Annotated in this window: 16 protein-coding genes; 7 read left to right on the top strand and 9 right to left on the bottom strand. The window is 61.2% G+C overall.

Going from position 1 to position 15,991, the window contains the following annotated elements:
- Positions 1–1,155, bottom strand: coding sequence for a hypothetical protein (locus tag CLU92_RS24300; protein ID WP_101483950.1), 1,155 nt, complete (start codon positions 1,153–1,155; stop codon positions 1–3).
- A 207-nt stretch (positions 1,156–1,362) separates the two neighbouring features.
- Between CLU92_RS24300 and CLU92_RS24295 the strand changes: the two genes are divergently transcribed.
- From CLU92_RS24295 to yacG, 6 genes are all read left to right on the top strand, one after another.
- Positions 1,363–2,835 (top strand): DHA2 family efflux MFS transporter permease subunit, encoded by a 1,473-nt coding sequence (locus tag CLU92_RS24295; protein ID WP_243857848.1) that lies wholly within the window; start codon positions 1,363–1,365, stop codon positions 2,833–2,835.
- Positions 2,836–2,908: 73 nt separating this feature from the next.
- Complete coding sequence (locus CLU92_RS24290) at positions 2,909–4,105, top strand: type II secretion system F family protein (protein ID WP_101483948.1); 1,197 nt, start codon at positions 2,909–2,911, stop codon at positions 4,103–4,105.
- 107 nt (positions 4,106–4,212) lie between these two features.
- Positions 4,213–5,082, top strand: coding sequence for an A24 family peptidase (locus tag CLU92_RS24285; protein WP_101483947.1), 870 nt, complete (start codon positions 4,213–4,215; stop codon positions 5,080–5,082).
- Positions 5,083–5,116: 34 nt separating this feature from the next.
- Positions 5,117–5,764 carry a dephospho-CoA kinase gene (gene coaE, locus CLU92_RS24280; RefSeq protein ID WP_101483946.1) on the top strand — a complete coding sequence of 216 codons (648 nt, stop codon included), beginning with the start codon at positions 5,117–5,119 and terminating at the stop codon, positions 5,762–5,764.
- A 62-nt stretch (positions 5,765–5,826) separates the two neighbouring features.
- Positions 5,827–6,582, top strand: coding sequence for a cell division protein ZapD (gene zapD, locus CLU92_RS24275; RefSeq protein WP_034748811.1), 756 nt, complete (start codon positions 5,827–5,829; stop codon positions 6,580–6,582).
- 11 nt (positions 6,583–6,593) lie between these two features.
- The gene (gene yacG, locus CLU92_RS24270) at positions 6,594–6,782 is read left to right on the top strand and encodes a DNA gyrase inhibitor YacG (protein ID WP_101483945.1); all 189 of its coding nucleotides are present in this window, start codon (positions 6,594–6,596) and stop codon (positions 6,780–6,782) included.
- Between the two features lie 3 nt (positions 6,783–6,785).
- Here the strand turns inward: yacG and CLU92_RS24265 are convergent, their stop codons facing one another.
- From CLU92_RS24265 to secA, 6 genes are all read right to left on the bottom strand, one after another.
- Positions 6,786–7,202 carry a VapC toxin family PIN domain ribonuclease gene (locus CLU92_RS24265; RefSeq protein ID WP_101483944.1) on the bottom strand — a complete coding sequence of 139 codons (417 nt, stop codon included), beginning with the start codon at positions 7,200–7,202 and terminating at the stop codon, positions 6,786–6,788.
- 6 nt (positions 7,203–7,208) lie between these two features.
- Positions 7,209–7,418 carry a DNA-binding protein gene (locus tag CLU92_RS24260; RefSeq protein WP_101483943.1) on the bottom strand — a complete coding sequence of 70 codons (210 nt, stop codon included), beginning with the start codon at positions 7,416–7,418 and terminating at the stop codon, positions 7,209–7,211.
- Positions 7,419–7,677: 259 nt separating this feature from the next.
- Positions 7,678–8,112, bottom strand: a complete 435-nt coding sequence (locus tag CLU92_RS24255) for an NUDIX domain-containing protein (protein ID WP_101483942.1) — start codon at positions 8,110–8,112, stop codon at positions 7,678–7,680.
- Entirely contained in the window at positions 8,109–8,975 is an 867-nt protein-coding gene (locus CLU92_RS24250; RefSeq protein WP_101483941.1) for an ATP-binding protein, read from the bottom strand. The genes CLU92_RS24255 and CLU92_RS24250 overlap by 4 nt, the downstream gene beginning before the upstream one ends.
- On the bottom strand, positions 8,972–10,210 hold the full coding sequence (gene argJ / locus CLU92_RS24245) for a bifunctional glutamate N-acetyltransferase/amino-acid acetyltransferase ArgJ (protein ID WP_101483940.1): 1,239 nt from the start codon (positions 10,208–10,210) through the stop codon (positions 8,972–8,974). Before argJ ends, CLU92_RS24250 begins: the two co-directional genes overlap by 4 nt.
- 140 nt (positions 10,211–10,350) lie before the next feature.
- Positions 10,351–13,119, bottom strand: coding sequence for a preprotein translocase subunit SecA (gene secA, locus CLU92_RS24240; protein WP_101483939.1), 2,769 nt, complete (start codon positions 13,117–13,119; stop codon positions 10,351–10,353).
- Positions 13,120–13,397: 278 nt separating this feature from the next.
- Here secA and CLU92_RS24235 point away from each other — a divergent pair, with 278 nt between their 5' ends.
- Positions 13,398–13,907 (top strand): DciA family protein, encoded by a 510-nt coding sequence (locus CLU92_RS24235; RefSeq protein ID WP_101483938.1) that lies wholly within the window; start codon positions 13,398–13,400, stop codon positions 13,905–13,907.
- 146 nt (positions 13,908–14,053) lie between these two features.
- On the opposite strand, the gene lpxC is transcribed toward CLU92_RS24235, so the two are convergent.
- Entirely contained in the window at positions 14,054–14,989 is a 936-nt protein-coding gene (gene lpxC, locus CLU92_RS24230) for a UDP-3-O-acyl-N-acetylglucosamine deacetylase (RefSeq protein WP_101483937.1), read from the bottom strand.
- 75 nt (positions 14,990–15,064) lie between these two features.
- On the bottom strand, positions 15,065–15,907 hold the full coding sequence (locus CLU92_RS24225; RefSeq protein WP_101484870.1) for a DMT family transporter: 843 nt from the start codon (positions 15,905–15,907) through the stop codon (positions 15,065–15,067).
- Between the last annotated feature and the right edge of the window lie 84 nt (positions 15,908–15,991).

Genomic DNA, 15,991 nt, shown 5'->3' with positions numbered 1-15,991 from the left:
CTATTTTTTCAGGCACATGCCCATGTACGAACGGTCGGTCGAAAACTCGATTGCCAAGCTCGACGACACGGGCATGAACATCGAATAGTCGGCTGGCACATCGGCAGGGTCCTTGAACACGGCGATGCCATCGAAATCGACGGCTTGCGCGCCCAGGCCCAGCTTGTTGACGGTGATGGTTTCCGCATGCGCCTTGCCGGTGGTGTTGTTCGTCAGGGTGGCTGTGCTGCCGGCAACGACGATGTTCGCGCTGATGCCCTGCGCCGCACAAGCGTAGTTGCCATTGATTTCCGTGCCGATCTTCTGTTGTTTCGCAGCCACGATGGTGCCCACGCGCATGACGTTTTCCTGGTTCCGGCTATAGCGGTCGATGAACAGCGCCAGCCCCCGGTCCCCCGCATGCACATGCACGATGCCGAAGTCCTGGCCACCCTGGCGGGCGACGAGCAAGCCATTGTTTGCATCCTTGACCAGAGTCAGGCTGGCGTTTTCCGCTTCCAGTTGCGGCGATACTGCAGAGCACACGCCTTGCGCATTAAACACGCCGCCATTGCACAATTGGGCCGCTCCGTCGGCTGCAATCTTGAGACTGCCTTTCGGATTGAAACGGTCAGCGCCGTTCGATGCATTGCGCATGGCACCGAGGAAAATATAGCTGCCGGCCAGCTTGGCCACATCACCGACCGCATAGCCGCTGCCGCTGACGGTTGAGACCATGCTACCCAATTTGATATTGCCCGACAGTAGACGCGTGCGTGCATCGACAGTAACGCTGAAATCTGTCGCCGTGTAGGTGGTCAAATTGCCGGTGGTAGTAGCGCTGAACGTGCCGCTGCGGTCGCTCAAGCCGAACTGCGTCGACAACACGCGGATGGCATAGGTTTTCTTGACGCTGTCAAACGTGATGCGCCAGGTGTCGCCGATATCGGCGGCCACGTCATAGACGCTTTCGTCAGCGCTGGCACCGGCAATGACATTCAGGCCAGCCTCTTTCGCCACGGCTGCCGATGCCACCGTCACGCTGTCGGCAGGGATGACGGGAGGCGTCACCACGACGGGTGGCTTGGCGGGTGCTTCCGGCGTGCCGCCATCGCTGCCGCCACCGCATGCGGACAGGGCCGCGCCCAGGACAAGGAAGGTGAGTGCATTTTTCATGTATGTGACTTTCGGGAAAGGAGGAGGCCGGAGCTGCCAGAAAACACATGCTAGCCTTGCCCGCAATCTATTGCCATGGAACAAATGTTCCATGGACTCTGCCACCGGCACGCTGTCAAAATGGATGGCGCGGGCGGCACGCCTGCGCCATTTATGTGACAATTCATCGTACTGTCGGCTCCGTTTCTCCTCCTCAGGCTCGCATCCATGACCAGTTCCCCCGTTAAAAGCTACCTTCCCTGGGTGGTTGCCACCGCCCTATTCATGGAGCAACTCGACTCCACCATCGTCAACACCGCCATCCCCGCCATGGCCGCCAGCCTGCATGTGACGCCGCTCAGTCTCAAGGCTGTCGTCACCAGCTACATCCTGAGCCTGGCCGTGTGCATTCCCATCAGCGGCTGGATGGCCGACCGCTTCGGTACGCGGCGCGTGTTTTCCGCCGCCGTTGCCATCTTCACCATCGCCTCCATCCTGTGCGGTCTGTCCGTGAATGCGCCCATGCTGGTGGCCGCGCGCCTGCTGCAAGGGGTGGGCGCGGCCATGATGATGCCGGTGGGCAGGCTCACCATCATCCGCACGTTTCCCAAGTCGCAATTACTGGCGGCCATGAATTTCGTCATCATCCCCGCCTTGATCGGGCCCCTGCTGGGCCCCACGGTGGGTGGTTTGATCGTGCACTGGCTGTCGTGGCGCGAGATTTTCTTCGTCAACGTCCCCGTGGGCCTGGCGGCGCTGTACCTGGCGCACCGCTACATGCCCGATTACTACGGCGACAAACCGCGTCCGCTGGACCTGATCGGCCTGGTGCTGTTCGGCACGGGCATCGCGCTGCTGTCCTGGCTGCTGGAAATCTTTGGCGAGCACAAGATCGACCCTACCTCGGCGGCCGTACTGCTGTTCATTTCCATCAGCCTGCTCGCCGCGTACGCCTGGCATTCGAGCGAAGTGCTGCACCCGCTGCTGCGCCTGACCCTGTTCAAGATCCGCACCTTCCGCGTCTCCGTGGTAGGCGGCTTCGTCACCCGCCTGGGCGTGGGCGGCCTGCCCTTTCTCTTGCCGCTGCTGTACCAGCTGGGTCTGGGCCTGCCCGCCTGGCAGTCGGGCTTGCTGATGATGCCGTCGGCCGCTGCCGCCATGGGCATGAAATTCATTTCCGCGCGCGTGCTGGCCCGCTTCGGCTACCGCCAGGTACTGATCGTCAATACTGTGCTGATCGGCATCACCATCGCCATGTTTTCGCAAGTAGGCGCGGGTACACCGCTGTACGTGATCGTCGCTATCAGCCTGTGCATGGGCTTTTTCAATTCGCTGCAATTTTCCAGCATGAACACCATCGCGTATGCCGACGTCGACAAGGCCGACTCCAGCATGGCCAGCACCATCGCCAGCTCGATGCAGCAACTGTCGATGAGCTTTGGCCTGGCCTTCGGTTCGCTGATCACGGGCTGGTACCTTGGCGACATGCCGCAGTCGGACCGCGCCATGCTCAGCACGGCCCTGCACCACGCCTTCCTCACCCTCGCTGCCCTGACGGTGCTGTCCTCGCTGACGTTCTGGACCTTGCGCCGCGACGATGGCGAAAGCATCAGCAAGGGCACGGACAGCGACGAGGAAGAAGCGGCCGACGTGAAAGCCCAGGCCCTTGTGCAAACGGAAGTACAAACCACAAAAAGCTGAGCCAGATCAAGCTTGCCGCCAGCGCGGCTGGTGCTTTTGCCTGACGCTGCTACCGTGATGGCAGGAGGTGCGCATGGTGGTCGAGCGGCGGTTTGCATGGAAGGGCACCGACCGCCATGGCAAGGCGGTCGATGGCATCTTGCGCGCCGCCGATGCCACCGCAGCCGGCATGGCCTTGCGGCGCCAGGGCATCCTCGCCACCAGGGTACAGGCTGCTCGCGCCGCGCCAGGCAAGGCCATCACGCATAAGGATATTGCACTGTTCACGCGCCAGCTGTCGACCATGATGGCGGCCGGCGTGCCACTGCTGCACGCCTTCGACATCGCCGGCAAGGGCCATGCCAAACCCGCCGTCACCGAGCTGATGCGAGACTTGCGCCACGACATCGAAGCGGGCAGCAGCCTGCAGCAGGCCTTCCGCCAGTTTCCGTTACTGTTTGACGAGCTGTATTGCAACCTGCTGGCGGCCGGCGAACAGGCGGGCATCGTGCAGAACTTGCTGGCGCGCCTGGCCACGCACCAGGAAAAATCCATCGTGCTGCGGCGGCAAGTACGCGGCGCACTGATGTATCCGCTCGCCATCGTACTCGTCGCCATCGTCGTCACGGCCATCATCATGAGTGTGGTCGTACCCGCCTTCCGGCAGGTATTCGACAGCTTCGGTGCACCATTGCCCCTGCCCACCCTGGTCGTCATGGGCTTGTCGGCCTTTCTCGTGCGCTACTGGCTGGCCTTGCTCGCGACGCTGCTGCTGGCCTGCCTGTTATCGCACCTGGCCTGGCGCCGCTGGCCCGCCTTGCGGCGCAACGTGCAACTGCGGGCATTGCGCCTGCCCGTGTTCGGCCCACTGTTGCGCAAGGCGGCGATTGCCCGCTGGACGCGCACCCTGGCCGCCATGTTTGCCGCCGGCGTGCCACTGCTCGACTCGCTCGGCCTGGTGGGTGCCGCCTCCGGCCACGCGCTGTACCAGGAGGCGACGATGCGCATCGAGCGTGAAATCCGCGCCGGCGGCAGCCTGGCCTTGGCCATGGAGCACAGCGCCGTGTTTCCCCCGCTGCTGACGCAACTTGCCCTGATCGGCGAGCAATCGGGTGCCCTCGACGCCATGCTGTCGCGCGCTGCCGAGATCATCGAGGCGGACATCGACGCCACGGTGGCCACCCTTTCCGCGCTGCTGGAACCGGCGCTGATAGTGGTGCTGGGCGTGCTGGTCGGTTCACTCGTGATTGCCCTGTATTTGCCGATTTTCAAGCTGGGCGCCGTGATTTGACTTCGCGCCCCGCGCAAAACGTCCCCACGTGCTGGCAGATGTTTTACACTACGGCAATGCCAGGCAATGTTTGCGCGGCAACGATCTTCACCTCAGACAAATCCACCATGCTGCAAGATACCCTGCTGTTCGCTGCGCCCGGCACCCTGCCCGTCGCCCTTGTCGCCGCCCTGTTCGGCCTGATCGTCGGCAGCTTCCTGAATGTGGTGATCCACCGCGTGCCAAAAATGATGCAGCGTGAATCCGATAATTACGTGGCGGAAGAAAGCGGCTTGCCCTTGCCGCACACGGACCGCTACAACCTGATGCTACCGCATTCGAACTGCACCGCTTGCGGCCACAGCATCACCGCCATGGAAAATATCCCCGTCATCAGCTACCTGCTGCTGCGCGGCAAGTGCAGCGCCTGCCAGGCGCCCATCTCCGTGCGCTATCCGCTGGTGGAACTGCTGACGGCTGCACTGTCGGCCATCTTGATCTGGCACTTCGGCAGCGGCTGGACGGGCCTGGCCACCCTCGTGTTTGCCTGGCTGCTGATCGCCATGACCTTCATCGATGCCGACACGCAAATGCTGCCGGACGACCTGACCTTTCCCTTGCTGTGGGCGGGTCTGCTGGTCAATATCAATGGCACCTTCGTGCCCCTGCAGGATGCCGTCATCGGCGCCGCCGCCGGCTATCTGACCCTGTGGGCCGTCTATTGGGCCTTCAAGCTGGCGACAGGCAAGGAGGGAATGGGCTATGGTGACTTCAAATTGCTGGCGGCGCTCGGTGCGTGGCTCGGCTGGACCATGCTGCCGACGATCATATTATTGTCGTCGCTGGTCGGTGCCGTGGTTGGCATCGGCCTGATCGTGTTTGCCAAGCGGGGACGCGACAAACCGATTCCATTCGGCCCCTACCTGGCGGCGGCAGGCCTGATTGCGCTGCTGTACGGCACGCCCCTATCGCGCCTCACGCTCGGGCTGACCAGCTGACCCGCACGGCGCTGCACACCCTAAGGATAAACACATGCAACGACAAGACGCCCCTTATTTCAGCGTGGGACTCACCGGCGGCATCGGTTGCGGCAAGAGCACGGTGGCCGACCTGTTCGCCGCGCGCGGCGCCACCATTGTTGACACCGACCTGATCGCGCACAGCCTGACGGCGCCCAATGGCGCGGCCATGCCAGCCCTGGTGGCGGAATTTGGTCCCGACTACGCCGATGCGCGCGGGGCCCTCGACCGTACCAGGATGCGCAAGCTCGTGTTTTCCGACGCCGCCGCCAAGGCAAGACTGGAAGCCATCCTGCATCCGCGCATCCGCCAGGCCACCCTGGCGGCCGCCGCCGCAGCGACGGGCAGCTATGTGATCTTTGCCGTGCCCTTGCTCGTCGAGTCCGGCGGATGGGTGGAGCGTGTCAACCGCGTGCTGGTCATCGATTGCCTGGAAAGCCTGCAAGTGTCGCGCGTGATGGCGCGCAATGGTTTATCGGAAGAACAAGTCAACGCCATCATGGCGACGCAAGCCACGCGCGCCATGCGCCTGGCGGCGGCGGACGATGTGATCGACAATAACGGCGATTTGGCCGCCCTGGAGCCGCAGATTGCCCAGTTGCACGATTTATATCTGGCATTTTCAAAAAGAATGGCCGGAATCGGGCCGCAACGTTTGTAATTTGTCGACGCTTGGTTCAAAATCACGGGATTGTTTGCAGGTCCTTACTTAAGGGAATTATTTTGATTGTCTACGAATACCCTTTCAACGAACGCATACGTACCTTGTTGCGGCTGGAAGACCTGTACGACAAATTCAAGTTCTTCATCCAGCAAGAGCACGCAATGCAGCATCATGTTGCCTTGGCAACTATTTTCGACATGCTCGAAGTGGCCGGCCGCGCCGACCTGAAGTCCGACCTGTTGCAGGAACTCGAGCGCCAGCGCCAGAGCCTGCTGGGCTACCGCAGCAATCCGAATGTGGAGCCGGAAACCCTGGACGCCATCCTTGGTGAACTCGACAGTGTCAGCGGCGCCCTGGTGGCGGCGCAAGGCAAGACGGGCCAGAATATCCGCGACAATGAATGGCTGATGAGCATCCGCGGCCGTACCATCATCCCGGGCGGCGCCTGCGAATTTGACTTGCCGTCCTACTTTGCCTGGCAAAAACGCAGTTCCGAGCAACGCCTGACCGACATCCACGCCTGGTTTGCCCCGCTGGCACCGCTGTTCGATGCACTGGCCCTGGTATTGCGCCTGCTGCGCGATTCCGGCGGACCCGTTAAACTGATCGCCAATGGCGGCAGCTACCAACAAATGCTGCAAGGCAAGGTGTACCAGATGCTGCGCTTGAGCCTGGATGAAAACAGCGGCGCCATCCCGGAAATTTCCGCCAACAAATATATGCTGTGGGTACGCTTCACCACCCAGGGCGGCGACCTGAAGCCCAAGCCGCTGGAAGAAGATGTCCCGTTCGAGCTCACGCTCTGTAATTTTTAACTGTTATTACCATGACCGTCGTAAACTGCCCTACCTGTGCCGCCAAAGTCGAATGGACTGAGGCCAACAAATTCCGCCCCTTCTGCTCGGAGCGCTGCAAGCAGATCGACCTGGGCGCCTGGGCCGAAGAAAAATACACGATCCCCGCCGCCGATCCATTCGAAGATCCGCTGGCTGACGAAGACAACAAACCGCAGTAATTCTCAGCGGAACGGATTTTCCAGGCGCAACCCCTTTGCCCTGAAACTGTCGAGCCTGCCACTAAGCACCGTCAAGCCATAGGCGATACCCATCGCAGCGATCTGTCCATCCACGCCGTGCGCGTGGCCGCGACCATGCACGCGCGAGCACACAAGCGCGCAATCGAGGTCGAATTCCAGCAGCCGCGGCGCGTACTCTGCCAGCACGGCTTGCAGCCAGCCTTCCAGTGCCAGTGCCTCCAGCGCCGCTTCGCGCCGCCAGCTGCGCTGTATGCCTGCGCGCAATTGCGCAATCACCTGCACCGGCACATAGCGCGCCTCAGGCGGCACCCTTTCGAAAAAAGTGACCACGCCTGCCGGCGCAGCGCCGCCCTTGCGCGCCGCGATGATCACATCCGTATCGATCAGGTAGGCGGGCATGGCGGCTCAGGAGCGGCGTTCGAAATCCGTGTCGGGTCCCACGTCGGGCATGCTGCGCAAAATATCGTCGAGCGGGCGCTTCGGCAGGGGCCGCAAGGCGCTGCGCAAGATGTCGCGGTGCTCATCTTCGATGCTGCGCCCATGCGCACGGGCACGCTTGTGCAACGCGGCGATCAGCAATTCATCGGTATCGGTAAAGGTCAGTGTCAGCGGCATGCGAAACTCCCCGGTGCTTGATGCAAGTACTGTAGCGCAAAGCGCGCACGATACAAGGAAAGCAAGCGGAAAGTTTGCGCCAGCGCGCAGCATGGCGCTGCCCGCTGGCACAAGTAGACATTGACAACCCCTAACAAAACCGTAGCTAGCGGAAGTGAGAAGTGGCCAAGAAGCGCAACCGTATGAAGGTACGGGGGCGCCGAGCCGGTGAGCATCGCAGGCCGCCTATACCGACGCGCAGCAGGTTTTGATAGGTGTACTAAGCAGGCGCCAGGGATTCCCGGCGCACCTCATCGAGCCATTCCAGCAGGGGAATGGTGGCCGGCAGCAAGGGCTCCACACCGACTGTGCCCTGCCAGGCGAACGCCTGCCCTTCCAGGCTTTGCGGCTCGCCCCGCCAATCGCGGCTGATATAAAAATGCAGGCGCACATGGGCGTGAGGATACACATATTCTATGCCGCACCAGGCCTCTGCACTGTCGATATACAGCCCCAACTCTTCGACAAACTCGCGTTTCAAGGCATCGAGGATGGCCTCGCCCGGCTCGACTTTGCCGCCAGGAAATTCCCAATAGCCGTCATACGGTTTGCCTGCCGGGCGCTGGCCCAGCAGCACATCGCCATTCGGCTTCATCAGGATGCCAACGGCCACATCAACAGGCTGGACTTTATCCTTCAAACTCACTTCGCTCATTGCGGCAGCTTTCCCGCGTAATCGCGCGCGAATTGCCAGGCCACTCGCCCCGAGCGCGAACCGCGCTGCAAGGCCCAGCGCAGGGCGTCGCCGCGCGCTTGCGCGATCTGTTCCGGCGTGCAGCCAAACGAGGCCAGCCAGTGCGCGGCGATATCGAGATAGTCGTCCTGCTTGAACGGGTAGAACGACAGCCACAGACCGAAGCGCTCGGACAGCGAGATTTTCTCTTCCACCGTCTCGCCTGGATGCAAATCGCCATCGTCGTCCGTCTTGTAGCTGGTGTTGTCCGACATGCGTTCCGGCATCAGGTGACGGCGATTCGACGTGGCGTAGATCAGCACATTGTCCGATTGTGCGGCGATGCTGCCGTCGAGCGCCACTTTCAGCGCCTTGTAGCCGCTTTCGCCCTCTTCGAACGACAGGTCGTCGCAAAAGATGATGAAGCGCTCAGGACGCGCCGCCACCAGGTCGACGATGTCGGGCAAGTCGGCCAGGTCGGCCTTGTCCACCTCGATCAGGCGCAGGCCCTGGCCAGCGAACTGGTTCAGGCACGCCTTGATCAAGGAAGACTTGCCCGTACCCCGCGCACCCGTCAGCAGCACGTTGTTTGCCGGGCGGCTGGCAACGAACTGGCGCGTGTTCTGTTCAATTTGCGCTTTTTGCGGGCCGATATTGTGCAAGTCGTCCAAAGCGATGGACGACACGTGGGCCACGGCCTGCAAATACGCTGCTGCGCCCTGCCGCCGGCGCCAGCGGAAGGCAAAGCTGCTCCAGTCCGGCGCGGGCATCGGCTGCGGCAAGATCGCTTCCACCCTGGCCAGCAAGGCCTCGGCACGGATCAGGAATAGATCGAGACTGGTCATGAGCGATAGTCGGCGTTGATCGACACGTAGTCATGCGACAGGTCGCATGTCCACAGGGTCGCCTTGGCTTCGCCGCGAGCCAGCTTCACGCGAATGGTAATTTCGCTTTGCTGCATCACGCGCTGGCCATCCTGTTCCTGGTAGTCCGGGTTGCGGCCGCCATTCTTGGCCACCCACACGTCGTCCAGGTACAGGTTCAACTGGCCCACGTCCAGGTCGTCCACGCCCGCGTAGCCGATGGCGGCCAGGATGCGGCCCAGGTTCGGGTCGGAGGCGAAGAAGGCCGTTTTCACCAATGGCGAATGGGCGATGGAATAGGCGATCTTGCGGCATTCTTCCACGTTGCGGCCGTCTTCCACGGTCACGGTCATGAACTTGGTGGCGCCTTCGCCATCGCGCACGATGGCTTGCGCCAGGAAGGTCGACAGTTCGGTGACGGCAGCGGCCAGTTCCGCATAGTGTGGCGAATCGATCGAATCGATGACCAGGCTGCCGGCGCCCGTGGCGACCAGCATGAACGAGTCATTGGTGGACGTGTCGCCGTCGATGGTGATGCAGTTGAACGATTTGTCGGCCGCCTGCTTCACCAGCTGGTCGAGCACGGGCTGGGCCACGGTGGCGTCAAACGCCAAAAAGCCCAGCATGGTGGCCATGTTCGGCTTGATCATGCCGGCGCCCTTGCTGATGCCCGTCAAGGTGACCGTGTGGCCACCGATGGTGACCGTGCGCGAACCCGCTTTTGGCTGCGTGTCAGTGGTCATGATGGCTTCGGCGGCCGAGAACCAGTTGTCCGACGTCAGCGCGGCCACGGCTTGCGGCAAGCCGGCGACCAGGCGCTGCACGGGCAGGGGTTCGAGGATCACGCCGGTGGAAAACGGCAGAATTTGCTGCGGCGCGCAGCCCAGCAGCTCGGCCAGCGCCGCGCAGCTGGCCTGCGCATCGGCCAGGCCCGATTCGCCCGTGCCCGCATTCGCGTTGCCCGTGTTGACCAGCAGCGCGCGGATCGGCGCGGCGCCAGCCGTCACGGCGGCCAGGTTGGCTTTCGAGATTTGCACGGGCGCAGCGCAGAAGCGGTTCAGGGTGAACACGCCAGCCACGGTGGCCGTCGGTGCCAGTTTCAATACCAGCAAATCCTTGCGGTTGGGTTTTTTGATGCCGGCTTCGGCAACACCGATTTCAATGCCTGCGACGGCTTTCAAGTCGGCGGCGACGGGCTTGGGAGAATTGACGGCCATAGGAGTTCTTCTGCGAGGGAAAATGGAAGCGCTATTGTAGCGCCTTCGCGGCGCCGTTGAACATGCACGCCCGTAAATTGAAACGGCATAAAAAAACGGAGACCGCGGTCTCCGTTCTTGTTCAAGCTGCCAAACCGGCTTTACGCCAATTTTCCATGACAGGCTTTGTACTTCTTGCCGCTGCCGCAAGGACATGGGTCGTTGCGGCCCACTTTGACGCCCATGCTCACGCTCATGTCGTCAACGTTGTCCGTGTTGCCGCCAGCCGTAGGCGCCAGCAGTTCTTCCGGCGCCGCGTTCGGGTCGAATTCGGCGTGCTGGTAGTGCACGTTTTCCACATGCGACTGCTGCAGCGCCTGTTCGGCCGCATCGACTTCTTCGCGCGACTGGATACGCACCGTCATCACGTGCTTCGTGACGTCGTTCTTGATCATGTCGAGCATCTGGCCAAACAGTTCAAACGCTTCGCGCTTGTATTCCTGTTTCGGGTTCTTCTGCGCATAACCGCGCAGATGAATACCCTGGCGCAGGTGATCGAGCGCCGCCAGATGTTCGCGCCAGTGGCTGTCCACGCTTTGCAACATGACATTGCGTTCGAAGCCGCCAAACGATTCCTTGCCGACGATATCGATCTTCGACTGGTACACGGCATCGGCTGCGACCAGCACTTTTTCCAGGATCTCTTCGTCCGTCAGGCTCGAATCGGCTTCCAGCATGGAACGCAGCGGCAAGTCGAGCTGCCACTCGCTGGACAGGGTGTTTTCCAGGCCCTTGATATCCCACTGCTCTTCCACCGATTCGTGCGGCACGTACTCGTGCACCAGGTCGGTGAACACGCCGTGGCGCAGCGAGCCGATCATTTCCGAAATGTCGGTCGTTTCCAGCAGCTCGTTACGCTGCTGGTAAATCACCTTGCGCTGGTCATTGGCGACGTCATCGTATTCCAGCAATTGCTTGCGGATGTCGAAGTTGCGCGCTTCAACCTTGCGCTGGGCCGATTCGATCGAACGCGAGACAATGCCTGCCTCGATCGGTTCGCCTTCCGGCATTTTCAGGCGGTCCATCACGGCGCGCACGCGGTCGCCGGCGAAGATGCGCAGCAGCGCGTCGTCGAGCGACAGGTAGAAGCGCGACGAACCCGGATCGCCCTGGCGACCGGCACGGCCACGCAGCTGATTGTCGACGCGGCGCGATTCATGGCGTTCGGTGCCGATGATGTGCAAGCCGCCAGCATTGACCACATGGTCATGCAGCGATTGCCATTCATCGCGCAGGGTCTGCGACTGGGCGACCTTGTCGGCATCGTTCAGTTCAGGATTGGCTTCGATGAACTTGATCTGGTTCTCGACGTTGCCGCCCAGCACGATGTCCGTACCGCGACCGGCCATGTTGGTGGCGATGGTGATGGCTTTCGGACGGCCTGCCTGAGCGATGATTTCCGCTTCGCGGGCATGCTGTTTTGCGTTCAGCACGTTGTGCGGCAAACCGGCCTTGGTCAGGATGCCCGACAGCAGTTCCGAGTTCTCGATCGAGGTCGTACCCACCAGCACTGGCTGGCCGCGCTCGTAGCAGTCACGGATGTCGTTCAACATCGCGTTGTATTTTTCCGCCGACGATTTGTAGACCTGATCCTGGCGGTCCTTGCGCTGCAGCGGACGGTTCTGCGGGATCACGACCGTTTCCAGGCCGTAGATTTCCTGGAACTCGTACGCTTCGGTATCTGCCGTACCGGTCATGCCGGCCAGCTTGGCGTACATGCGGAAGTAGTTCTGGAAGGTGATCGAGGCCAGGGTCTGGTTCTCGTTCTGGATCTTGACGCCTTCTTTCGCTTCGACGGCCTGGTGCAAGCCATCGGACCAGCGGCGGCCCGTCATCAGACGACCCGTGAATTCATCGACGATGACGACTTCACTGTTCTGCACCACGTAGTGCTGATCCTTGAAGTACAGCGCGTGCGCGCGCAGGGCCGCGTACAGGTGGTGCACGAGGGTGATGTTGGCCGAATCGTACAGCGAGGCGCCTTCCGGCAGCAGGCCCATTTCCATCAGGATGCGCTCGGCCTTTTCATGGCCCGCTTCCGTCAGCAGCACCTGGTGCGCCTTTTCATCCTTGGTGTAGTCGCCCGGCACGTCAACCTTGCCTTTGCCATCGGGCGTTTCTTCGCCGATCTGCAAAGTCAACAGCGCAGGCACTTCATTGATCTTGTAATACAGGTCCGTGTGGTTCTCGGCCTGGCCCGAAATGATCAAAGGCGTACGCGCTTCATCGATCAGGATCGAGTCGACTTCATCGACGATGCCGAAGTTCAGGCTGCGCTGCACTCTTTCGCGCGCTTCATAGACCATGTTGTCGCGCAAGAAGTCGAAACCGAATTCATTATTCGTGCCATACGTGATGTCGGAGTTGTACGCCTGCTGCTTGGCGCTGTGCTCCATCTGCGACATGTTCACGCCTGTCGACAGGCCCAGCCATGCATACAGGCGGCCCATGGTCTCGGCATCGCGCTGCGCCAGGTAATCATTGACGGTAACGATATGCACGCCCTTGCCCGACAAGGCATTCAGGTAGGCCGGCAAGGTTGCCATCAGGGTCTTGCCCTCGCCCGTGCCCATCTCCGCAATCTTGCCAAAGTGCAAGACCATGCCGCCGATCATCTGCACATCGAAGTGGCGCATGCGCAGGACGCGCTTGCTGGCCTCTCGGCAGACGGCAAATGCTTCCGGCAACAAGGCATCAAGCGATTCGCCAGCGGCGATGCGTTCCTTGAAGGCAGGCGTCTTCGCTTGCAGCTCGGCATCCGACAGCTTTTCGATGGCCGGCTCGAGCGCATTGATCTCGCGTACCGTTTTTTGGTATTGCTTGAGCAGCCGCTGGTTGCGGCTACCGAAAATCTGGGTCAGTAATGACATGCTTGAATTCTTGAAAAAACGCCGTTAAAAAAAGCTCGGTAGGTGACAACGAGGTAACAATCGCGTGACCGCACGGAGTTCGACTATGGCAAAAGACGATGATTTTATCATGCGTCCCGCCAAGGTTGGGCTAATGCACCATATAACAATAGCTTAATGACAAACAAATGGCAGAAATTGCGGACATTTTCCATACTGTAAAGCAATACGACCAGCCAGCTTGCTCCGTACCTGTCGCCGCACTCGTCATGCGCGGGCGAGTGTGCTATGTTTCGGCCATGCGAACTCCCACTTACTCGAAGGCAGAACGCCGCGGCTACGGCTTTGCCCGTTCGGGCCCAGCCGTCACGGGCGCAACCGATTTTCTGCGCGGCAACGCCACGATGGCCTCCCTGATGCCCACCGTCACGCGCCTGGCCGCCCTGCAAAAAGATTGCGCCAAGGCCTTGCCGGCGATGTTCGAGCATTGCGACATCCTGCAATTCGAAGGCGGCCAACTGGTGCTGGCCACGCCGAACGCGGCGCTGGCGGCCAAGCTCAAGCAGCAATTGCCGAAACTGCAAGGGGAACTGGAAAGGAAAGGCTGGCAGATTTCAGGCATCAAGCTGAAAGTGCAAGTGATCAAGAGCATCGCGCCCATCGTGCATACACGCGCGCTGGTCTTGCCGGAAAAGGCCATGTCGGCCCTGGAAGAACTGAGCACGGCCCTGCCCGCGTCGAAGCAGAACGAGCAATTGATCGCGGCGCTGCGCAACATGGTGCGCCACCACCGCGAACCTAAAGATTAAGACTGCCCGGCAACATTTTGACACCTCAGAAAACCGTAGCGAGCGGAAGGGAGAGGTGGCTAAGAAGCGCAACCGTACGAAGGTACGGTGAGCATCGCAGGCCGCCTATACCGACGCGCAGTAGGTTTAATGAGGTGTCGCTCAGATCAGGTCAACGACCACTCGCGCTCCATCTGGCGCAGGTAGGATTGCGGCGCCGCCTCGTTGGTATCGAACGAGACAATTTCATACGCTTCCGGCTGCTCCAGCAGCGCCAACAGCAGCTGGTTGTTCAGTGCGTGGCCCGACTTGTGCGCCGTGTAATACGCCAGCAAGGGGTGGCCCACCAGATACAGGTCGCCGATGGCGTCGAGGATCTTGTGGCGCACGAACTCGTCTTCATAGCGCAAGCCATCGGCATTCAAGATACGGTATTCATCCATGACGATGGCGTTTTCCAGCGAACCGCCACGGGCCAGGCCCATGCCGCGCAAGCTTTCCACGTCCTGCATGAAGCCAAAGGTGCGCGCGCGCGCCACGTCGTGCACGTACGACACGTCGCCAAAGTCGACGGAGGCGCGCTGCATCGTGCCATCGACGGCCGGATGATTGAATTCGATAAAGAAATCGAGCTTGAAGCCGTCGTACGGCGACAAGCGCGCCCATTTCTCCGCGTCGCCCTTGCCGTGACGCACTTCCACCGGCTTGATGACCTTGATGAATTTCTTCGGCGCTTGCTGCTCTTCCACGCCAGCCTGCTGCAGCAGATAGACGAAGGACGAGGCGGAACCATCCATGATGGGAATTTCTTCTGCATTCACGTCGATGACCATATTGTCGACGCCCAGGCCGGCCGCAGCCGACATCAGGTGTTCCACGGTGGACACCCTGGCGCCATCCTTGATCAGCACGGAAGCCATGCGCGTATCGCCCACAGCCATGGCGCTGGCGGGGAACTCCACGATGGGATCGAGGTCGATGCGGCGAAACACGATGCCCGTGTCGATGGCGGCAGGGCGCAAGATCAGCTCGACCTTGGTGCCAGAGTGCAAACCGACACCGATGGTGCGGACCTGTTGTTTGATAGTGCGTTGTTTTAACATCTGTCGATTATATCTATTTGCCGGATTTTCGTTGCGGCGCGGCATGGCTCACGCCAGAAATACCACAACCGTTACTTATGGATGCTCGCTCTCGGCGTGGACAGCCTCCCTGCGAACGAGGTAAATGCCACTGCCGATGATGATGGCCGCACCGATCAGGGTGTATTCGTCGGGCAAGGCGCGCCACAGCATCCAGTCCAGGGCCATGCCCCAGGCCAGGGCCGAGTATTCGAACGGCGCCACGCTGGACGCCTTGCCAAAGCGAAATGCCTCCGTGATGGCCAGCTGGCCCAGGAAACCGCTCAGTGACAGGCCAGCCAGCAGCCACCAGTCTTCGCGCCGGATACTCACCCATTCATGCGCCGACAGGGCCACGCCACCGATGGCCATCATCACCATCAGCCAGAAGACCATGCTTTCGCTGGCGTCCGTGCGGCTCAGGATGCGCCCCGTGACGGCTGAAATGGCGTAACAGGCGGCAGAACCCAGCACGGCCAGTCCGGCCAGCGAAAAGAAACCCGAACCGTCGGGACGCAGCGCCACCAGCACGCCCAGCAACCCCACGGCGATGGCGCACCAGCGCGCAAAGTCAACTTTTTCCTTCAGGATAAACACCGACAAGACCGTAATCAGCAAGGGCGCGACGAAGAACAGCGCATACGTCTCGGCCAGCGACATGCGCTTCAAGCCGTAGGCGAACAGCGTAATCATCAGCACGCCCAGCGCGCCGCGCAACAAGTGCAGCGGCCAGCGCACCTTCAGCAAGTTCTTGAAGGCGCCACGGTACAGCAGGTACAGGCACACGAGCGGCAGGGACGACAGGGCACGCAAGGCCGTCACCTGCATCGGCGGATAATGGGCGGACAGCAGCTTCATGGCCGTGTCCATCAGGGAAAACATGGCGACGGCGACCAGCATCACATAGATGCTGCGCAGGTTTTGGTTGCGGGGTAGCAGGACAGACTCCTGGCGAAAGAGCGGGACCGTCATCATGGCGACGGC

The organism is Janthinobacterium sp. 61 (assembly GCF_002846335.1).
GTDB lineage: Bacteria > Pseudomonadota > Gammaproteobacteria > Burkholderiales > Burkholderiaceae_D > Janthinobacterium.
Note: the sequence above shows the minus strand (reverse complement) of the source record. Positions and strands in the feature narration are given on the sequence as shown.

Bases quoted from the DNA above. Each gene is read 5' to 3' on its own strand.
- CLU92_RS24260 (WP_101483943.1), bottom strand. From the start codon at position 7,418: ATGCCGCTGACACTGACCTTTACCGATACCGATGAATTGCTGATCGCC.
- CLU92_RS24265 (WP_101483944.1), bottom strand. From the start codon at position 7,202: ATGCCCGCCTACCTGATCGATACGGATGTGATCATCGCGGCGCGCAAG.
- argJ (WP_101483940.1), bottom strand. From the start codon at position 10,210: ATGGCCGTCAATTCTCCCAAGCCCGTCGCCGCCGACTTGAAAGCCGTC.
- secA (WP_101483939.1), bottom strand. From the start codon at position 13,119: ATGTCATTACTGACCCAGATTTTCGGTAGCCGCAACCAGCGGCTGCTC.
- coaE (WP_101483946.1), top strand. From the start codon at position 5,117: ATGCAACGACAAGACGCCCCTTATTTCAGCGTGGGACTCACCGGCGGC.
- CLU92_RS24255 (WP_101483942.1), bottom strand. From the start codon at position 8,112: ATGAGCGAAGTGAGTTTGAAGGATAAAGTCCAGCCTGTTGATGTGGCC.
- CLU92_RS24295 (WP_243857848.1), top strand. From the start codon at position 1,363: ATGACCAGTTCCCCCGTTAAAAGCTACCTTCCCTGGGTGGTTGCCACC.
- CLU92_RS24300 (WP_101483950.1), bottom strand. From the start codon at position 1,155: ATGAAAAATGCACTCACCTTCCTTGTCCTGGGCGCGGCCCTGTCCGCA.
- CLU92_RS24290 (WP_101483948.1), top strand. From the start codon at position 2,909: ATGGTGGTCGAGCGGCGGTTTGCATGGAAGGGCACCGACCGCCATGGC.
- CLU92_RS24250 (WP_101483941.1), bottom strand. From the start codon at position 8,975: ATGACCAGTCTCGATCTATTCCTGATCCGTGCCGAGGCCTTGCTGGCC.
- lpxC (WP_101483937.1), bottom strand. From the start codon at position 14,989: ATGTTAAAACAACGCACTATCAAACAACAGGTCCGCACCATCGGTGTC.
- CLU92_RS24225 (WP_101484870.1), bottom strand. From the start codon at position 15,907: ATGCTGGTCGCCGTCGCCATGTTTTCCCTGATGGACACGGCCATGAAG.
- CLU92_RS24285 (WP_101483947.1), top strand. From the start codon at position 4,213: ATGCTGCAAGATACCCTGCTGTTCGCTGCGCCCGGCACCCTGCCCGTC.
- CLU92_RS24235 (WP_101483938.1), top strand. From the start codon at position 13,398: ATGCGAACTCCCACTTACTCGAAGGCAGAACGCCGCGGCTACGGCTTT.
- yacG (WP_101483945.1), top strand. From the start codon at position 6,594: ATGACCGTCGTAAACTGCCCTACCTGTGCCGCCAAAGTCGAATGGACT.